The following is an 18,347-nucleotide window of genomic DNA, read 5'->3' as shown; positions in this document are numbered from 1 at the left end:
TTAAATTATTAAATGGATAATTGAGTATGTTGACTGCCGAATATTGTTGTAGTGTTTTTCTGCAGGTAATAGAAGCATATCATACTTCTAATGATGTAGACGAGGCATTCCCGTTTCAGGATGTCGAGCATGATATTCATCATTTCCTAAAACTCAAATCCTGGATAGACACTGTTCAATGGCATTTGGAAGACATTATTCGAAAACCTGATTTGCCACCGGATGAATTCATTCACACCAAAAGGAGGATCGATTTGTCTAATCAGGAAAGAACTGATTTAGTAGAAAGAATTGATGATTGGTTTTCAAACCAGTTTGCTCACGTGAATTTAGTAGAAAATCCCAGGATTAATACAGAAACTCCTGCATGGGTGATAGACAGATTGTCCATTTTGATGCTCAAAATTTACCATATGCAGGAGCAAACCCTGAGGACGGACGTTGATGAGAAACACATAGTTGTTTGCAAAAATAAATTAGAAATTCTCCTGGAACAAAAGGCCGATTTGTGTTTTAGTTTGAATGCCTTGATTCAGGAAATTGGGGAAGGGAAAACCCGTATGAAAACCTACAGGCAAATGAAAATGTACAACGATCCTGCGACCAATCCGGAGTTGTATAACAAGAAGTAATCATCATGAAGGTATTGATGATCAGGTTTTCAGCAATGGGCGATGTAGCCCTTTTGAATCCTGTCATTCGGTCTGCCTTACTGCACAATGATGAACTTGAAATACATGTTGTTACCAAAAAAAATAATTCCCCTTTCTTTAATAATTTAGATAAAGTAAAGGTCCTGCCGGTGGATTTTAAGAAAGGATTTACTGGTTTTATTGAGTTGATTCAATTCAGTTTTTCGCTTGCTCAAGTTCAGTATGATTTGGTGGTCGATCTTCATGATAATTTAAGAAGTAGAATTATTTGTGGTCTACTTAGATTAGGTGGTAAAAAAACCGTCAGGTTCGATAAGGCCCGTAAACAAAAATTACAATTATTAGGAAACATTGGACTACACACAATACCGATAAAGCATACCGTAGAAAGGTATGCCGAAGCAATGCTGGAGGAGGGAATACAGGTGGATAGTACTTTGGAAAAATTAAAAGAATTTCATTTTGTCAGAAATGAAATTGCAAAGAAAAAAGTATTAAACTATTTCAATACACATGACGCTGATCATGATGTAAAAATTGGTTTCGCACCATTTGCGCAACATGCATTAAAAACATTAGGCAACGTTAAATCAGAAGAATTAATTGGTCTCCTTACAGAACATTTTAAGGATAAAGCCAGAGTATTTTTGTTTGGTGCCGGCAAGACTGAGATGGCACAAATGCACCTGTGGAAATTAAAGTTTGGGGAGCGGCTAATTTTAGTACAGGAACATTTCACATTGGAGGAACAACTGGAATTATTCAATCATCTGGATGTGCTGGTGTGCATGGATTCCGTAAATTTTCATTTGGCAAACCTATCTGGCATAAAGAGCATAATTTCTATCTGGGGACCAACCCATCCATTTCTTGGATTCGGACCATTGGATGAAGCGCGCAACAAGATTATACAGATTTCTACAACCGAATTACCTTGCCGTCCTTGTTCGGTTTTTGGTCAAAAGCCCTGCCACAGAAAAGATCATGCTTGTATGCAAAATATTTCGGCAGGGTCAGTATTTATCGAAGTGTTGAATGCTATTACAAGAACTCGATTATTTAACAAAGCGACGGGATGAGGAAATAAGCAGACAACAAATAAGGTAAAAGCCCACAGCACACACATTGCAATGGGAACACAGACCCCTCCTTCCAAAAAATTAACCGCAACAATAGAGCATTTTACATTGAATTTATTAATTTTCTAGCTTATCTTTCTGTCCAGTTTAACGAGGAAGTCTAATACTCCTGCTTTTTAAAAGTAAATTATGAAAGTAAATGTTTTAACTGTTATACTACTGATATTTCTATGGAATTATATTTGTGTTGAAGCACAATCAGGTTTTGCAAAAACCTATGTGATAAAGTTTAATAATAGATCAGATACTAATTATTATCCAAATTTTATTAAAGCAATTGAAATTCATAATAGCTTTATTTATTCATTTTTATATTCCTCAGATACAACAAATAAAAAAGTGTATGGTACAGGATTTGGAATATTTAAATTAGAAGGTGAAATGTTGGAATATAATTCCATCCCCTATAGAGATTCATTTAATTACTTTTTTCCAGAAGAAATGATTACTTATGATTATGAGACTTTTTTTACATCTATTAATATTAAGCCTGGTCTTGATGGTATATTAAAGTATAATCATAAGACAAAAGAAGTGATATCTTATCCTATTGTGAATTCATTATGTGCATCATGTTTTGAACGATTTGGTGGCATGGCAAAGGATCTTTGGGGAAATTTAATTTTATCACACGATGTAACTTCACCCAATGCATTAGATTCTTTCTATACTAAAGTCCAAATTACAAAGATGGATACCTCAGGAAGGATTATTTGGACTAAAATATATGGAGGTCCATCTACTGAATATAAGAGAAATTCTTGTCAATCCGTTTTTATAGACAAAGATGGGTATTATTATATAGGAATTTCCTGGGATAATAAAGTCGGATTCTATCAGACCCTGTTCTATAAATTGGATAGCTCTGGTAATATCGTCAATCAGTATGTATCAAAAGTTTCACTTACAACTGCTGATGTCCATGATATTTCCCAATCAAGTGATGGATCTTTTTATCTCGCTACAAATTATAATAAGAATGAAGGGAGAAATGAATGGTATAATGAATCTTGGCCTGCTATAACAATTCTCACTAAGGACTTACTGTTTAAAAATTCCTTCAAAGCTGATGAAAAAAGAAGCCAACGAATAGAAAAATTGCTAACAGCCAATAAATCAGATGGAATAATTCTAATGCATAATAAATATTACACTTTTTCCTATTTGAGATACGATAGTGTAAAAGCAAAAGTTGATACTGTTGTTACATCTACACATAAAGCTACTTTACACAAAGTTAGCTCTGCTGGAGATAGTTTATGGCAAAGAAAATACTTTGTACGTGAAGGATTAATTAATCATTGGTCTGACGCAGAGACCAGCGAAATGTTTGATCTCAAAGCTATTCCTGATGGCTCCGGATATATCATGGGTGGATATTCTTATCGAGATAACGCATATGAAAAGCTAGCAGAACCATATTATGTTCCACTACTCATCCGAGTAGATAATGATGGATGTATTATTCCTGGTTGTAACTTAACAAAAACCAAGGATAATAAATTGGAATCAGAAACTAGTTTCCGAGTATGGCCGAATCCATTTAAGGATCGATTGGTTATTCAACATGACGTGACTGAAGTAGTAAGTTATAAGCTTTATAATATTGAAGGCAAGTTAATGGATGAATTCAATTTATCAGAATTTGGTGAGAATTTAATTTTAAAAACATCATCTTTACCACCTGGAATTTACAACTTAATAGGTATGAATGTTAAAGGTAATATTCATTATGAAAAAATATTGAAGGAATAAATTTAATATCAAATAACACCTCTGGCTTAGTGTTAATGAATCTTTTAAAAGAAAAACTGGGATTATCAAAGTTTTGACTAAAGTAAAAATAAGGTCTCAACTTCATCACTTACGACTGTGAATACACTTGCTGAATTCATTACATATCCTTTTTATTAAAAATTCTAATTGAAAAGTAAAGTGGTACCAGTATCCAGCACAGCATGGTAAACAAGGTATATAGGGTCCTCTGATAACCTATGAAGTAGATCGCCCATTAACTGTTAAAGATGCGGATAATACGGTCATTACCATGTCTTATGATATATCAGATGGATCGCTTCATACAGTTACAACTATACCACAAAATGCGAGTACTAATATTGTTAAAGAAAGTTATACTGACTTAGACAAACAAGTCGTTAAACAAAAAGATAATGGTAAGACTACTACTTTTGAGTTTGATGCTGCAGGTCAGCTCCTCAGTGTATTAGATGAAGATGGCAATACCACATCCAGTGAGTATGATCTAGCAGGTAGACGGACGCAATGGATACATCCTGACGCTGGAACCAATACTTATACATATGATAATCTTGGTCAATTAATGACTATGGTGACTCCGAATCTTGCCATTACTAGTGATGAAATAATATATAAATCAGATGCTTTAGGTAGGATTAAATCGATCACATATCCTGATTATGCAAATTCTACCCCAAATATCAACAATGTTAAATATGAATATTACCCTGCTACAACAGGAGGCGTTGATAATAATAGAGGTAGATTGATGCTGGTACAAGATGCTACAGGATTAAGAAAATATGAATATGGATCTCAAGGCGAAATAGTTAAAGACATCAGAACAATAATTGCTCCAGGCCAAGATAATAAAACCTATGTTCACCGATTCCATTATGATACATGGAATCGTATTGATACCCTCATTTACCCTAATAAAGATACCTTACTTTATAAGTATGATCTGGGTGGTAATTTGAACTTTATGAAAGCTGGAGTTCAGGTTTATATAGATAGTATTGGTTACGATGAATTCGAACAAAAAGTATATTGTAAATATGGCAATAGTACATCACAAACTTATTCCTATTCTACAACATTACGAAGACTATCCAATTTGGTTTCCAAGGATCACTCTGGTAACAATATGTACAACTTGAGTTATACATTTGATAAGATTGGAAATGTAGATTCCATTCACAATTCAGCTGGCATCATCAATGAAATGGGTGGAAGTTATTATCACAAATACACTTATGATATCTTTAACCGCCTCTCCACAGCACAAGGCAGTTGGACCGGTGATACAAGCAATACATTAGGTAACAAGGCATCAAACTATACTCTTGCTATGGCCTATGAGAATATGCATAGAATTACAACTAAACAACAGGATCATACCCGTGATGCATCTAATGTAGGCGAAAACACCTACGATAATTTATTTAAATATGAAGATGTAAATCAACCGAATGCAGTAACTTCCATAGAAAACCAAACGAATAGCGAAGTCGAAGAATTTAATTATGATAACAATGGAAATGTATTGTTCCATGAATTCGATAATGGAGATACTAAGAATATGTTATGGGATGAAGCGAATATGCTCAAAGCAATAAAAATATCAAATGCCGGAAGCTTCCAACACTACATCTACGATGCGAACGGTGAAAGAACATTAAAAGGCTTAGGTAATTATGCTGTAGTGAATCTAAATGGACAAAGCCAAACCAATGCTACTGTAGGAAATTATGCTCAATATGTCAGTGGCTACATGGTTATGGGACCACATTACATGGTCACGAATCATTATTATTCAGGCACAGAAAGAATAGCCTGTAAATTGGTTGGACCAGTAGATAGCAGTGTTGATAATAGTCTAGAGTTATCTGGATCTGAAAAAGCAGGACTCCCCGATAGACAAGCAGAAGATCTAGAATTAGTCAGAACAGAATTTGGATTTGACACCTTAATCATTGAAGATACTGATCCAGAAGAAGACGACTGCGAAGGATGAGCGACCGATTTCCGACGATTTTGTCGGAATGAAGCACGACAGTGCTTCAAGGGAGTGAACCACGAAAGTGGCATGTAATAAACACCAATAATGTAACATATTTCTTCCACCCAGACCACATAGGATCCAGCACATATTTAACAGATGAGGCTGGAAATCCTTATCAATTCTTGCTATATTTGCCTTTCGGTGATGACCGACTGGTGGCGCTACTGCGCCAATCGAGTGATAAAGATCACTCGATAAGAAGGGAACCGATTGCCCCTGCAATCGGCTTGAAGAAAACCAAGTTTGAAAGATAAAGATTACCTTACTATGAAGTCTAAAAGTGGAACTTGCTGGCTGAACAGAAAGCTGGGGGCTATTCTACGAAGTATAGGTTCACAGGTAAGGAAGTAGATGAGGAGACTGGACTTTATTACTTTGGGGCAAGATATTATGATCCTAGAATTTCTTTGTGGTATGGGGTTGATCCGATGACTGAGAAATATCCTGCTTATAATCCGTTTAATTATACTATAAATAATCCAATAATTTATACTGATCCAGATGGAAGAGATGTAATAATAGCAGGCGAAGGAGATGAAAAGTTTATATGGAATCCTGGAGCTGAATATAAAGGGAATAATGAATTCATAAAGACTACGGTTAAAAGTTTAAATGAATTAACTTCTGATCCTAAATTGGCAACTATGAAAACTAAAAATGCTGAAGGAAATGTCATTCTATCATTTGTAGGAAAGAAAAGTCCAAATGTTGAAATTTATCAATCAGATGGTGGATCAACAACTTCAGAAACAGGATCACAAATTGGCTGGAATCCTAATGAAGAAATTATAGTCGGTAAAGATAAATCGGGAGAGAATATTCCTGGTAAGCTTTCTGCAACAACTATATTAGGTCATGAATTTGGTCATGCATTTCTGGCTGCATTTGATAAAGAAACTAATAGTATTGTTGAAGGATTAGATGCAAAGGATATAGGAAAATTAGGTCCAGAACCATCTGAACATGGAATTATACTTCCTTTAGAAAGAAGAATAGCAAAATCAAGAAATGAAGGGCAAAGATTTGTAAATAGGTTTTTAAGCAATGAGAAGGATGTGAAAAAAAGTGGAGGTTATGGCGATTATAGAAGAGTTGTTCACTAAAATAAATAAATTGCAATGAAAAGGATATTTATTTTATTTTTAATTTCTTATAATGTTTCATATGCACAAGATTGTGAAACACTTAATAATGGGAATGAACTGTGCAAAGGAAAGATTGTATACGAGCATTGTAGTTTTAAAAAATATTTCGGCTTAACATATTATGAGTTTATTAGAGATTATGTGAAAAGCAATTATCCAGATTCTGAAAAAGAAATAGTATTTACAAATTCGTCTCTTTGGCCATTTAAGTGTAATATAAGTTCTCCAGAATTACAAATATTTGAAGCAACAATAAATAAGCGAAGAATTAAAATTGAATTCTATTTTTCGCATCATAATATAATTTTTGGTGATGATAGTTTGCTGAAGAATTATAATATGGCGGCTAATTTGGCATTGGAAGATAGTATGAATTGTTCAATCATAGGTCAAGTGCCACAAGATAGTAGAGTAAAATTTGAACAGCTTGATAGCTTATTTGTCATCAATGGTTCTCAAAGGAAGCAAATTAATATTGCAAAGATAAATTCTAAGATCATTAATATTAATAGAACATACCTTACAAATGGTTACAGACCAATTGAAGTTTATTATTCTGCTAAAAAGAATAAATTATATTGTTATTTATATTTTTTAGAGTGGGATAATAATTTTACAGATGTTCTTCCAAATTCATCTAAACCAATAGTTGGACCGTCTGATGTTATAAAATTATGCATTAACCCACAAAATGGTGATTATAATTATATTTATTGTCCTTTTAAATATTTTTTCTATTATGGCTGGGACAATTGCCCGAATTTCTGGCCTTTCTAAATATCTTTGTACGATCTCAAAAGTGAGGTGTTATGATTCAGAAATACTGCTATAGTATGGTGTTGACCCGCTGGCAAGTACTTACCCATCATGGAGTCCATATAGTTACACCCTAAATAACCCTATTAAATTCACCGATCCTACAGGTATGAGTGTAGAAGGCGACATCTATAATAAGAATGGTGTACATATCGGAAATGATGGAAAGGCTGATCAAAAAGTATTCCTATTAAATACAAGTTCAGATAAACAATTAACTCAGCAGCAATCACTTGAAATGACAACAACAGTATCCAATATTCAAAGTGCAAATCCATGTGTTAATGTTTGTTTTGATGGTGCTGAAATGAGAGAAGTTGCAATAACAAACGATCAATTAAATATAGATGCAACTCTTTCAACTATTAGAGAGTCTGAAGGTCATGGAACACCTACAGAATATAATTCACAGTATGGTGGTGGGACAATTGATAATTATGATAAGCACCCGAACGAAAAAAATTACAAAATGGGGTAAAACATCAACCGCAGCAGGGGCATATCAATTTTTAAGTTCAACTTGGGAAAGTCATTCAAATAAACTTGGGTTAACTGATTTTAGTCCAGGAAGTCAAGACAAGGCAGCCATGTATGAAATAGGTATGGTTAAAGGTGCAACAGATAAAATTAAGTCCGGGCAATATACTTCAGCTCTCAAAGCATTAAGTGGGAAATGGACATCTTTACCAGGTGGAATACATCAATGGAAGTCAAGTTTGGATAATAATTTTTTAAAGAATCGAGCAACTATATTGTCTAAAAACTAATAATATGATTCGATTTTGTAGCATATTTTGTATATTTAGTTTAGTCTTATTTGGATGTTCAGCTCATTCAAGTCAAGGTAAATTAGCAAATACGAAACACGATACTAATGAAATACAGATTATACAGAAAGATACAGCATTTACATGCAAATGTAATGATGGAATTTACAGTGTAAAAGTAATTTCAAAGTATCTTGATTCATCCCCTGATTCTAATTTTGTTCTAAATCAGAAACTTATTTTTATCAAAGATGGAATAAATGTTAATACAGTAGAATTGCCATTTGATTATACGGTTATTGATATATTGAATACCAAAGTTAAAGTTTATAAGAGTGTTTTATTGGAAGCAAAATGTATAACAAGCAAGTCCGGAAAGATTATTTATAGTTTTTATGGATCTCATGCTTTGATCCTCAACATGAATTTTTTAGTTATAATGATAAAGATGGAAAGTGGCTATGGTATTTTTATGGTGATAGATACGACACATTTAAAAAGTTTGGTGATGAGTCAATCTATAAAAAAGAATTTGGAGATGAACTATCAAGTCTAAATAATATGACAAAAGTGTTTCCTCTATATAAATAATCTACAACTAAATCGCCTTCAACTTAGCTGCCTTGATCAGATTATCAAGAGCATAGAAGATATGAATTTTATCATCAGAATTAAGCTTTGCAATGTCTTCGAGACGTTGCAAAGTTTTTTTATCTAAGACCTTCAGATCACCATCACCCACGAGATAGTCAAGAGAAATCTCTAGGCCATCGGCCAGCTTCTTAGCTGTCTCAATTGACGGCTTCATCTCGTCACGTTCATATTTACCAATAATATCACCATTGATACCAGAAAGCTTTCCAAGCTCCGCTTGAGAAAGCTTCTTTTCTTTACGGCTGTAAGCCAGTTTTTGCCCAAATGACATCATGATACTTCAGATTTATGTACTAAAAAGGTATAATAGTGCAAAAATATAATAATTATTATTCATAAACAATTATAATTATACTTGTTTAGTTCAGAATGATACTGTACTTTTGTGAATGATTATTCAGATTTTATAAATCAAAAATATTTTTACAAATGGAGATATTAGACATCAAATCCCGCCTCACCCTAGCCCAAGTACTACACTACTACCATCTGAAGCCAGATAAAAACCTAAGATTGTGCTGCCCCTTCCATGATGATAAAACTCCGAGTTTGCAGGTATATTACAAAACCCATACAGCATTTTGTTTTAGTAGTAATTGTAAGACCCATGGCAAGGCGATAGATACATTAGACTTCATTATGTACATGGAGAACATCACCAAACATGAAGCGATCAAGAAAGCAGTAGAAATGATAGGCGGAGAAACCAAACCCATGGATGAACTCACAAAATCAGCAGTATTGATGAAGATGTTTACCTACTTCAAAAATGCGATATGCAATAGCCCACAAGCGAAAGACTACATCAAGAGCCGACACCTAGATCATGAGAAAATGGAAATAGGTTATAATAGTGGCCAGTTCCACCATGGCACAAGACGAGACGAAGACCTAATAAATAGCTGTATCAAATATGGCTTGTTGCTAGACCTGAATACGAAAGGAAGAACAGGAGAAGCAGCCTACAGTCCTTTTGGGAAATGGTGCATAGTGTTTGCATTGAAAAACCATGTAAATCAAATCACAGGGCTATATTTTAGAAGCACTTTAACGGAGAAAGATGCTTCGACAGGCTCAGCACGAAGTTAACGACATTTTTATCTGAAAGACCGACAGGGCTTATATCCTAGCTATCCAAAACAAGAAACAAAGAAACTGATATTAACAGAAAGCATCATCGATGCAGCAAGCTTGATGATGATAGAAGCGATCAAAAATAATTATAAAATCTTAGCACTCTATGGAACAAATGGGCTTACTGATGAGCATCAAAAATCAATCAAAGACTTAAAAGAACTCAATGAAATCATCTTCTTTTTAAACGGAGATGAGCCAGGAGTAAAAGCAGTACAGAAATATGCACCGATGTTAAAAGCGGAAATGCCCCACATAAAAATTACCAATGTAGAAGTACCACAAAATGAAGATGTGAACAGCTTGCTTGATAGTCACAGTGAAGAAATACTTTTACATCTAATCAACAACAGAAAGGAGTGTAATTTTTTATTTTCAAATGAAGTCGAGCGACTCGACACTCAATTATTTTTTCAAATGAAAATAAAAAAGCTAAAGTACAACAAGCTGACGGCGTAATAAAAATACAGCCACTCCAGCCGATGAAGTGAACCAGGAGCAACCCAAAATAAAAAGGCTTAGAAACAAACAATCCTTATAATCTAAAATACAAAAGCGAAGCAGCCCACTATCAAATCAAAGGCTTCAAAATCGATCAAATGGATAGCCTTAAAATTACATTGCAAATACAAATACAATGAACTCAATCACTTTAAAACTAGACCTGTACGAATACAAACAAGTAGAAAGCACTTGCAAAATAGTAGCTGAGAAACTAGGCATTGATAAAGATGTTATAGAAAAAGACTTGATGCAACTCACAGGATTATTGGAGTATTACAGAGACAAACAAATCCATAACAAGTCAAGTAATACAAGTCAAAAAGTAACAGTCCCAGCAGCTACAGCAAGTAAATGTATAGAGTTTTTAAAGAGTGAAAACTTAATCGAAAAGCTCAATGAATACATAGGCAGAGCAGGGATAATAGGCGAAGAAACAAACAGAATATTATTGTTCATTATCGCAAGCTCTTACAAAATGCCAGATACTTTACATGGCTTGATACAAGGCAGCTCAGGCAGTGGAAAAACAAGATTACTAAAAGTCATCAGCCAGCTGATGCCCGATGAAGAAGTGAAACGATACACAAGAGTAACAGACAATAGTTTTTATAATCAAGACGAATATTTTTTTGTAAATAAACTCTTATGCTTCGAAGATCTTGACGGACTAAAAGAAGATGCACAACTAGCAGTAAGAGAATTACAGAGCAATGAAATCTTAATCACAAGCACAAGTATCAAAGACCCAAACGGCAGTATCAGGGGCGGAGAACGTACCGTTCGTGGCCCGATTGCCAGCCTTGCCTGTACGACAAAAGGAGAAATCTATGAAGACAATATAAGTAGAAGTTTTTTGATAGCTGTGGACGAAAGCAAAGAGCAGACGATGAAAGTAATCCAATATCAAAACGAAGTAGCAGCAGGAAATATCATTAAAGATGATGTAAAAAACATTGTGAGCTTCGTCCAAAATTGCATGAGATTACTCAAGCCTTATGAAGTGATAAATCCTTATGCCAATAAAATCACACTACCTGAAGAAGCCCATAAAATAAGGCGACTCAATGAACTGTACCAAAGCTTCGTAAGACAGATAACACTACTCAATCAATACCAAAGAAAGCAAGACAAACAAGGTAGGTTGATCACAGAAAAACAAGATTTACAAACAGCTTGTGACATACTTTTTGAAAGTATAGTATTAAAGGTAGATGAGTTAAATGGATCATTGAGACAATTTTTGAGCGAATGAAAAGCCAACTAAAAAATAAAGAAACAGAGTTTACCCAACGAGAAATAAGGCAGTCATTAAACATCAGCAAAGCCCAATGTTCACGGTACTTTACACAGCTTCAAGAGATGGAATATATTACATCAAAATACAGTGGCAATCAAAGAAAAATATGCTATCAAATCGACTATTGGGATAACTATGCAAAGATAAGAGCAACTATAAAAGACAACTTAACGAATCAAATCCAAGGGCTATGATAAGGTATGGAACAATTAGGAACGATTATGGAACAATCTTTTTGAATCCAAGCCATTTATAATTAACGATTTAGCATTAAAAATAAGTTGATTGTTCCACGTTCCAAAAAAGTGTGCATATGGGCAGACCGTCAGACATCATAGTCATAAAAGAAAGCAATAGAAATTTATCATCAAAATACTACGAACATCAAAAGCGAATGGGCTACAGCCTAGACACTTGCAGAGCTCGACAACTCTATGTAGAAGAATGGATGCAATACAGCGAACAAAAAGGCATCGAAGACATACGATTTATACCACCGTATGAAATCCAAAATTACTACCACTACATAGGCGAAAGACCTAACAAAAAAGACAAAGGTGGCACACTAAGCCAAAAAACAACATGGAGCATGATCAACGCCATCACCATATTTTTTACCATGTTACAAAACAGTGGAGAGATACAAGTTAATCCCTGCAGCACCATAAAAATTATTTATCCCAGAGATTATATAGAAAGAGAAGTATTAACACTTGCAGAAATAAACAACCTATATGAACACTGCATCACAGCCCATGAAAGAGCGATGTTAAGCCTAGCTTATGGGCTTGGTATGAGAGTAGGAGAAATAGAAAAAATGAAAATTGAAGATGTAAAACTCAAAGACAAAATCATGATAATACCAAGTGGCAAAGGCAATAAAAGAAGGGTAATACCAATGAGTCCAGGAGTGATCAAAGACCTATCAGACTACTATTACCAGGAATATGAAACACTTACAAAAGGCAAAAATACGATCAAAAAAGAACAAGCCTTTTTGCTCAATAAAAACGGAAGCAGGATGAGAGAATACACCATGAATAAAAACCTCAAAAGAATAATAGAAAAGACAACAATAGAAGATAAAAATATAACGATGCATAGCCTACGGCATAGCATTGCCAGCCACTTGATAGAACAAGGCTTGCCAGTCGATCAAGTAAGGCAGTTCTTAGGACATAGCCAATTAGAAACTACTCAAACTTATACCCACATTAATAAACAGCAACTAAAACGATTAATAAATGATGATGAACGAACGACTCCCGAAGGGATCGAGTACGACAGTGCTCGAAGTGAGAGAACCACGAAAGTGGCATCGACAAAAGTTAATTTAAAAAATAATGATCCATGAGTTTAGACAAATACATTTTGCAATACTACAGCTCTAAATCTTGTCCAAGATACATGAGCCAAATCGAACAATACCAAGCCTATAAAAATGGCACAGCAGAACAAAGCACTTACCCCGAAATCATAGAATACATAGGCTACTTACGAGACAGAAAATTACATCCCAAAACCTTAATCAATCACCTTCACAGCCTTAAAATTTACTTTAGATATCTTGTATCAATAGGCAAAAGAAACGATCATCCTTGTGAACATTTATACCTCAAAGATCAGATCAATAAAGCCATCATTGTAGAGAGTCTTTACAGCAAAGAAGAACTTGAAGAATTATACAACAGCTTTGAAACCGTACCCGATAAAAGGAAGTGGGCAGTAATATCAGAATCAATCAAGAAAAGAGATAAAGTAATACTGAGCTTACTCATCTATCAAGCCCTTACCACTACTGAAATCCTCCATCTAAAAGTAAACGACATCGATCTCAACGAAGGCACCATAGAAATCAAAGAAATAACTTTGCCCGGAAGAAGAACAAATAAAGGTCGAATCTTGGCCCTTAAACCAAAGCAAATCTTACTACTGAACGATTACATCAAAACCCATAGAAAAGAGCTACATCAGCGTCAAAAACCATCAAAAAGAAAAGATTACTTAATACTGAATGAACAAGGCTTACAACTATGGAACAGCTACCTAAATCGAATGCTCAGAGAAGCCACAGACGACAAGTATAAACCTATGAAAATACGGCAAAGTGTAATCGCTCATCTACTCAAAGAAAGCCACGACATCAGAGTCGTACAAGAGTTTGCAGGGCATAGAAGAACAGGCAGCACAGAAGCCTATCAACGTACAGGATTAGAAGAACTGAAAGCCAATATCGAAAGGCTACACCCAAGACAATGAAGAATAAACTTGTCTTGAGCTTGTCGAAAGAAATGGCAAAAATAAATCCCCCATTTGCTACGGAAGAACTACAGCCCACCCAGCCAACGCAATGCAGTGCCCCCGATTTTTTCTGTCATACTTTTTGCGATGGGCTTACCTACTCTAAGCAGCACATTGCTATCCTCGTTCCTCTACGTTCCACTTGCGGTAGCAAAGAGCTGCACCAACCTAAAAGCCCATAGCAAAAAGCCGCTGCACTCGATATATCCCAAGCCCCTTCGGGTTCTCTTTCACCAAAGCCATCAATATGGCTTTGATCCTTCCTTCGTCAGGATTACGTTACGTTCATGCTTATGCCAGAAAAAATTCGGGGTAAGCTATTTAACATAATGTGACCTATATTATGGGACAGCCTCAGTAGAAGAAGGTTACTGCCTATAATTTTAGATTGGACGACATGGCACCTCTCCCGCCTTAAAGCGGGATCAAACAAACTGCCACGATCGCCAATCTAGCAGCCCATTATAGTCAATAACCAAAACAGCAGTAGTAAGGCTGTCCCATAATACACATTATATTAAATAGCCACTGCACAACGCTGCCCACCCTAAAAAATGGCTTCCTCCGTATGTTGGGGGATTTATTTTAAGCTTACAGTACACTCCTTCCAGTCAGACAATGTATAGCCTGCGGCAGCATGGCAAAGCTTTATTATTGCTTTTTCTTTAGTGGTTATGAATGGCTGAAGTAGCAATGAAATCAACGTTAGGTAGATGACCGCTTATGCAGGTAAGGCCCCGTTCCATCGATTTAGTAAAGGTCAAGCCCTACGGGTTTTGGCTGAAAAATCTCCACCTTCTCGCTTCGTTGCACTACGCTACAGGTAGTATTTTTAATCCAAAAACCTTGACAAAGCCGCTTCCACTCCGCTGCATTGGTGCATAAGCGTTCATCTACCTTTAGCCCTGTCCTCTACACCACAAAGCACCCATAAAAAACAGACTACTTTTTTTTTCAAATGAAAATAGCCTCGCAGAGATATGACAAAATCAAATCCCGCAGGGGCTTTTTGTTCAGATGAAAATAAAAAGTTATATCTTTAAGCTTGTAAATGGCTTGTATAAAATTAGACATATTAAACGATGAGTTTGCACCCTTAAAAGTGGTGTATAGGAAAGGTCATGGTTGTGAAAAAAGTGTGCAGGGGTTTATAAGGGTCGATCCGCTGGCGGAGAAATACCCTGCGCATAATCCGTTTAATTACACAATGAATAACCCAATAATCTTTGTAGACCCAGATGGCAGAGAAATAATTGTAGGAGGGTCTGAAGGTGAAGGTGGTTCTAAATTTATTGACCAATTACAAAATTTGTTTGGAGGAAACGTTAAAGCCTCATTTACACAAGGAGGAGAATCAAAATTGAAATTAGAACAGACAGGAAAGCTAAGCAAATCTCAACAAGCTGCTTTTGATATATTAAGTGGCTACGCAAATGATACAGAAAACGATTTTAACGTTCAAATTTCTAACAATAATGAAATGTTGAATTTTGAGTCTTATGACTCAAGATCATTTGATCCAACTGATTTTGACAGTTACCCAGCAGGTGATAATGAAACTCGAGGTGCACTTGCTCATTATGTTCATTTTTTCTCTGAACAATATCATAGACAGGTCAATGAAGGTTTTACTGGTAATTCAAATCAAACCGGAATTTTTGGGCAAAATGATCCAGTTTTTAATAGGTCTCATGAATTTGCGATTGGACAGGAGTCGAAAGTTTCAGGAGTTAGAACAATTGATACCAGGAGTCAAAATTTTACATCAAATACAGGTTCAAATATTGAGAAGACAATTTTTACAAATTATAAGCAAGGCCAACCTGTAAGTCAATACCAACAGTTTACTGGAGGTAAAAAGCCTATGATTAGAAGATAGAATTATTATGAACAGAATATATGTTTTAGTTATATTAATTATAAGTTGCACAATTTCTAAACCACTATTTAGAAGTCAAGAAGATTATACTGCAAGGTTTATTGGAGAGGATCACTCCCTTCGAAAATATGGAATTAGGTCGAGTCGAGGAATTTACATTACTAAAAACAATGACTTGGATGTAAGAATAAAGCTTTTGAGTTACAAATTTTCAATATTTAGAAAAGGGAAATTATTAAAAAAATGGAATATTAAAGGAAATTATTATCCTGGGAATTTATATCTCTACTTGGATCAAGAGCTAATTTTTAGAGACTCAATTGTTATAGATAATATTTTGGCGAAAGAATCGGGTGAAAAATTTTATGTAACTCCTATAAATATTGTTCAATTATTTGTAAATTAAAAGATGAAAACGTTTATCACTTATAATGTAAAATAATGTAAGTGGTATAGTGTTGACCCGCTGGCAAGTACTTACCCATCATGGAGTCCATATAGTTACACCCTAAATAACCCTATTAAATTCACCGATCCTACAGGTATGAGTGTAGAAGGCGACATCTATAATAAGAATGGTGTACATATCGGAAATGATGGAAAGGCTGATCAAAAAGTATTCCTATTAAATACAAGTTCAGATAAACAATTAACTCAGCAGCAATCACTTGAAATGACAACAACAGTATCCAATATTCAAAGTGCAAATCCATGTGTTAATGTTTGTTTTGATGGTGCTGAAATGAGAGAAGTTGCAATAACAAACGATCAATTAAATATAGATGCAACTCTTTCAACTATTAGAGAGTCTGAAGGTCATGGAACACCTACAGAATATAATTCACAGTATGGTGGTGGGACAATTGATAATTATGATAAGCACCCGAACGAAAAAATTACAAAATGGGGTAAAACATCAACCGCAGCAGGGGCATATCAATTTTTAAGTTCAACTTGGGAAAGTCATTCAAATAAACTTGGGTTAACTGATTTTAGTCCAGGAAGTCAAGACAAGGCAGCCATGTATGAAATAGGTATGGTTAAAGGTGCAACAGATAAAATTAAGTCCGGGCAATATACTTCAGCTCTCAAAGCATTAAGTGGGAAATGGACATCTTTACCAGGTGGAATACATCAATGGAAGTCAAGTTTGGATAATAATTTTTTAAAGAATCGAGCAACTATATTGTCTAAAAACTAATAATATGATTCGATTTTGTAGCATATTTTGTATATTTAGTTTAGTCTTATTTGGATGTTCAGCTCATTCAAGTCAAGGTAAATTAGCAAATACGAAACACGATACTAATGAAATACAGATTATACAGAAAGATACAGCATTTACATGCAAATGTAATGATGGAATTTACAGTGTAAAAGTAATTTCAAAGTATCTTGATTCATCCCCTGATTCTAATTTTGTTCTAAATCAGAAACTTATTTTTATCAAAGATGGAATAAATGTTAATACAGTAGAATTGCCATTTGATTATACGGTTATTGATATATTGAATACCAAAGTTAAAGTTTATAAGAGTGTTTTATTGGAAGCAAAATGTATAACAAGCAAGTCCGGAAAGATTATTTATAGTTTTTATGGATCTCATGCTTTCGATCCTCAACATGAATTTTTTAGTTATAATGATAAAGATGGAAAGTGGCTATGGTATTTTTATGGTGATAGATACGACACATTTAAAAAGTTTGGTGATGAGTCAATCTATAAAAAAGAATTTGGAGATGAACTATCAAGTCTAAATAATATGACAAAAGTGTTTCCTCTATATAAATAATCTACAACTAAATCGCCTTCAACTTAGCTGCCTTGATCAGATTATCAAGAGCATAGAAGATATGAATTTTATCATCAGAATTAAGCTTTGCAATGTCTTCGAGACGTTGCAAAGTTTTTTATCTAAGACCTTCAGATCACCATCACCCACGAGATAGTCAAGAGAAATCTCTAGGCCATCGGCCAGCTTCTTAGCTGTCTCAATTGACGGCTTCATCTCGTCACGTTCATATTTACCAATAATATCACCATTGATACCAGAAAGCTTTCCAAGCTCCGCTTGAGAAAGCTTCTTTCTTTTTACGGCTGTAAGCCAGTTTTTGCCCAAATGACATCATGATACTTCAGATTTATGTACTAAAAGGTATAATAGTGCAAAAATATAATAATTATTATTCATAAACAATTATAATTATACTTGTTTAGTTCAGAATGATACTGTA

General features: G+C 34.8%; 18 protein-coding genes and 2 pseudogenes. 18 read left to right on the top strand and 2 right to left on the bottom strand.

Features of this window, described 5'->3' with window-relative positions; genetic code table 11:
* The first annotated feature begins 26 nt into the window (after positions 1-26).
* The 9 genes from IPJ83_06860 to IPJ83_06820 all read left to right on the top strand — a co-directional run bounded on the left by IPJ83_06860 (position 27) and on the right by IPJ83_06820 (position 8,899).
* Positions 27-632 (top strand): DUF4254 domain-containing protein, encoded by a 606-nt coding sequence (locus IPJ83_06860; protein ID MBK7880262.1) that lies wholly within the window; start codon positions 27-29, stop codon positions 630-632.
* A gap of 5 nt (positions 633-637) precedes the next feature.
* Positions 638-1,732, top strand: a complete 1,095-nt coding sequence (locus IPJ83_06855) for a glycosyltransferase family 9 protein (GenBank protein ID MBK7880261.1) — start codon at positions 638-640, stop codon at positions 1,730-1,732.
* Between the two features lie 189 nt (positions 1,733-1,921).
* On the top strand, positions 1,922-3,547 hold the full coding sequence (locus IPJ83_06850; protein MBK7880260.1) for a T9SS type A sorting domain-containing protein: 1,626 nt from the start codon (positions 1,922-1,924) through the stop codon (positions 3,545-3,547).
* Positions 3,548-3,839: 292 nt separating this feature from the next.
* On the top strand, positions 3,840-5,567 hold the full coding sequence (locus IPJ83_06845; protein ID MBK7880259.1) for an RHS repeat protein: 1,728 nt from the start codon (positions 3,840-3,842) through the stop codon (positions 5,565-5,567).
* 335 nt (positions 5,568-5,902) lie between these two features.
* Positions 5,903-6,718 carry a hypothetical protein gene (locus IPJ83_06840; GenBank protein ID MBK7880258.1) on the top strand — a complete coding sequence of 272 codons (816 nt, stop codon included), beginning with the start codon at positions 5,903-5,905 and terminating at the stop codon, positions 6,716-6,718.
* A gap of 15 nt (positions 6,719-6,733) precedes the next feature.
* Positions 6,734-7,537, top strand: a complete 804-nt coding sequence (locus IPJ83_06835) for a hypothetical protein (GenBank protein ID MBK7880257.1) — start codon at positions 6,734-6,736, stop codon at positions 7,535-7,537.
* A gap of 148 nt (positions 7,538-7,685) precedes the next feature.
* Positions 7,686-8,054, top strand: a complete 369-nt coding sequence (locus tag IPJ83_06830; protein ID MBK7880256.1) for a hypothetical protein — start codon at positions 7,686-7,688, stop codon at positions 8,052-8,054.
* Positions 8,014-8,343 carry a glycoside hydrolase family protein gene (locus IPJ83_06825; protein MBK7880255.1) on the top strand — a complete coding sequence of 110 codons (330 nt, stop codon included), beginning with the start codon at positions 8,014-8,016 and terminating at the stop codon, positions 8,341-8,343. Before IPJ83_06830 ends, IPJ83_06825 begins: the two co-directional genes overlap by 41 nt.
* A gap of 4 nt (positions 8,344-8,347) precedes the next feature.
* The gene (locus IPJ83_06820; protein MBK7880254.1) at positions 8,348-8,899 is read left to right on the top strand and encodes a hypothetical protein; all 552 of its coding nucleotides are present in this window, start codon (positions 8,348-8,350) and stop codon (positions 8,897-8,899) included.
* 42 nt (positions 8,900-8,941) lie between these two features.
* On the opposite strand, the gene IPJ83_06815 is transcribed toward IPJ83_06820, so the two are convergent.
* Complete coding sequence (locus tag IPJ83_06815; GenBank protein ID MBK7880253.1) at positions 8,942-9,268, bottom strand: helix-turn-helix transcriptional regulator; 327 nt, start codon at positions 9,266-9,268, stop codon at positions 8,942-8,944.
* A gap of 158 nt (positions 9,269-9,426) precedes the next feature.
* Here IPJ83_06815 and IPJ83_06810 point away from each other — a divergent pair.
* The 9 genes and pseudogenes from IPJ83_06810 (at position 9,427) to IPJ83_06770 (ending at position 17,905) form a co-directional block, all read left to right on the top strand.
* Positions 9,427-10,590: pseudogene (locus IPJ83_06810) on the top strand (toprim domain-containing protein).
* 178 nt (positions 10,591-10,768) lie between these two features.
* Positions 10,769-11,887 (top strand): hypothetical protein, encoded by a 1,119-nt coding sequence (locus IPJ83_06805; protein MBK7880252.1) that lies wholly within the window; start codon positions 10,769-10,771, stop codon positions 11,885-11,887.
* Entirely contained in the window at positions 11,884-12,126 is a 243-nt protein-coding gene (locus IPJ83_06800) for a winged helix-turn-helix transcriptional regulator (GenBank protein MBK7880251.1), read from the top strand. Before IPJ83_06805 ends, IPJ83_06800 begins: the two co-directional genes overlap by 4 nt.
* 119 nt (positions 12,127-12,245) lie before the next feature.
* Positions 12,246-13,286, top strand: a complete 1,041-nt coding sequence (locus tag IPJ83_06795) for a tyrosine-type recombinase/integrase (GenBank protein ID MBK7880250.1) — start codon at positions 12,246-12,248, stop codon at positions 13,284-13,286.
* Complete coding sequence (locus tag IPJ83_06790) at positions 13,283-14,191, top strand: tyrosine-type recombinase/integrase (GenBank protein MBK7880249.1); 909 nt, start codon at positions 13,283-13,285, stop codon at positions 14,189-14,191. Before IPJ83_06795 ends, IPJ83_06790 begins: the two co-directional genes overlap by 4 nt.
* 1,093 nt (positions 14,192-15,284) lie before the next feature.
* Complete coding sequence (locus IPJ83_06785; GenBank protein MBK7880248.1) at positions 15,285-16,112, top strand: hypothetical protein; 828 nt, start codon at positions 15,285-15,287, stop codon at positions 16,110-16,112.
* A gap of 7 nt (positions 16,113-16,119) precedes the next feature.
* Complete coding sequence (locus IPJ83_06780) at positions 16,120-16,518, top strand: hypothetical protein (protein MBK7880247.1); 399 nt, start codon at positions 16,120-16,122, stop codon at positions 16,516-16,518.
* A 138-nt stretch (positions 16,519-16,656) separates the two neighbouring features.
* A complete protein-coding gene (locus tag IPJ83_06775) occupies positions 16,657-17,313 on the top strand; it encodes a glycoside hydrolase family 104 protein (GenBank protein ID MBK7880246.1) in 657 nt (218 codons plus the stop codon).
* 4 nt (positions 17,314-17,317) lie between these two features.
* The gene (locus IPJ83_06770; GenBank protein ID MBK7880245.1) at positions 17,318-17,905 is read left to right on the top strand and encodes a hypothetical protein; all 588 of its coding nucleotides are present in this window, start codon (positions 17,318-17,320) and stop codon (positions 17,903-17,905) included.
* A 7-nt stretch (positions 17,906-17,912) separates the two neighbouring features.
* On the opposite strand, the pseudogene IPJ83_06765 reads toward IPJ83_06770, so the two are convergent.
* Positions 17,913-18,232 (bottom strand): annotated as a pseudogene (locus tag IPJ83_06765) (helix-turn-helix transcriptional regulator).
* Between the last annotated feature and the right edge of the window lie 115 nt (positions 18,233-18,347).

The organism is Candidatus Vicinibacter proximus (assembly GCA_016713905.1).
Classification (GTDB): domain Bacteria; phylum Bacteroidota; class Bacteroidia; order Chitinophagales; family Saprospiraceae; genus Vicinibacter; species Vicinibacter proximus.
This window is presented reverse-complemented; position numbering and strand designations above follow the sequence as displayed.

Coding starts and splice junctions, on each gene's coding strand:
- IPJ83_06790 (MBK7880249.1), top strand. CDS start 13,283: ATGAGTTTAGACAAATACATTTTGCAATACTACAGCTCTAAATCTTGT.
- IPJ83_06835 (MBK7880257.1), top strand. CDS start 6,734: ATGAAAAGGATATTTATTTTATTTTTAATTTCTTATAATGTTTCATAT.
- IPJ83_06780 (MBK7880247.1), top strand. CDS start 16,120: ATGAACAGAATATATGTTTTAGTTATATTAATTATAAGTTGCACAATT.
- IPJ83_06830 (MBK7880256.1), top strand. CDS start 7,686: ATGAGTGTAGAAGGCGACATCTATAATAAGAATGGTGTACATATCGGA.
- IPJ83_06855 (MBK7880261.1), top strand. CDS start 638: ATGAAGGTATTGATGATCAGGTTTTCAGCAATGGGCGATGTAGCCCTT.
- IPJ83_06805 (MBK7880252.1), top strand. CDS start 10,769: ATGAACTCAATCACTTTAAAACTAGACCTGTACGAATACAAACAAGTA.
- IPJ83_06770 (MBK7880245.1), top strand. CDS start 17,318: ATGATTCGATTTTGTAGCATATTTTGTATATTTAGTTTAGTCTTATTT.
- IPJ83_06860 (MBK7880262.1), top strand. CDS start 27: ATGTTGACTGCCGAATATTGTTGTAGTGTTTTTCTGCAGGTAATAGAA.
- IPJ83_06815 (MBK7880253.1), bottom strand. CDS start 9,268: ATGTCATTTGGGCAAAAACTGGCTTACAGCCGTAAAGAAAAGAAGCTT.
- IPJ83_06820 (MBK7880254.1), top strand. CDS start 8,348: ATGATTCGATTTTGTAGCATATTTTGTATATTTAGTTTAGTCTTATTT.
- IPJ83_06795 (MBK7880250.1), top strand. CDS start 12,246: ATGGGCAGACCGTCAGACATCATAGTCATAAAAGAAAGCAATAGAAAT.
- IPJ83_06825 (MBK7880255.1), top strand. CDS start 8,014: ATGATAAGCACCCGAACGAAAAAAATTACAAAATGGGGTAAAACATCA.
- IPJ83_06800 (MBK7880251.1), top strand. CDS start 11,884: ATGAAAAGCCAACTAAAAAATAAAGAAACAGAGTTTACCCAACGAGAA.
- IPJ83_06845 (MBK7880259.1), top strand. CDS start 3,840: ATGTCTTATGATATATCAGATGGATCGCTTCATACAGTTACAACTATA.
- IPJ83_06775 (MBK7880246.1), top strand. CDS start 16,657: ATGAGTGTAGAAGGCGACATCTATAATAAGAATGGTGTACATATCGGA.
- IPJ83_06785 (MBK7880248.1), top strand. CDS start 15,285: ATGGCTTGTATAAAATTAGACATATTAAACGATGAGTTTGCACCCTTA.
- IPJ83_06850 (MBK7880260.1), top strand. CDS start 1,922: ATGAAAGTAAATGTTTTAACTGTTATACTACTGATATTTCTATGGAAT.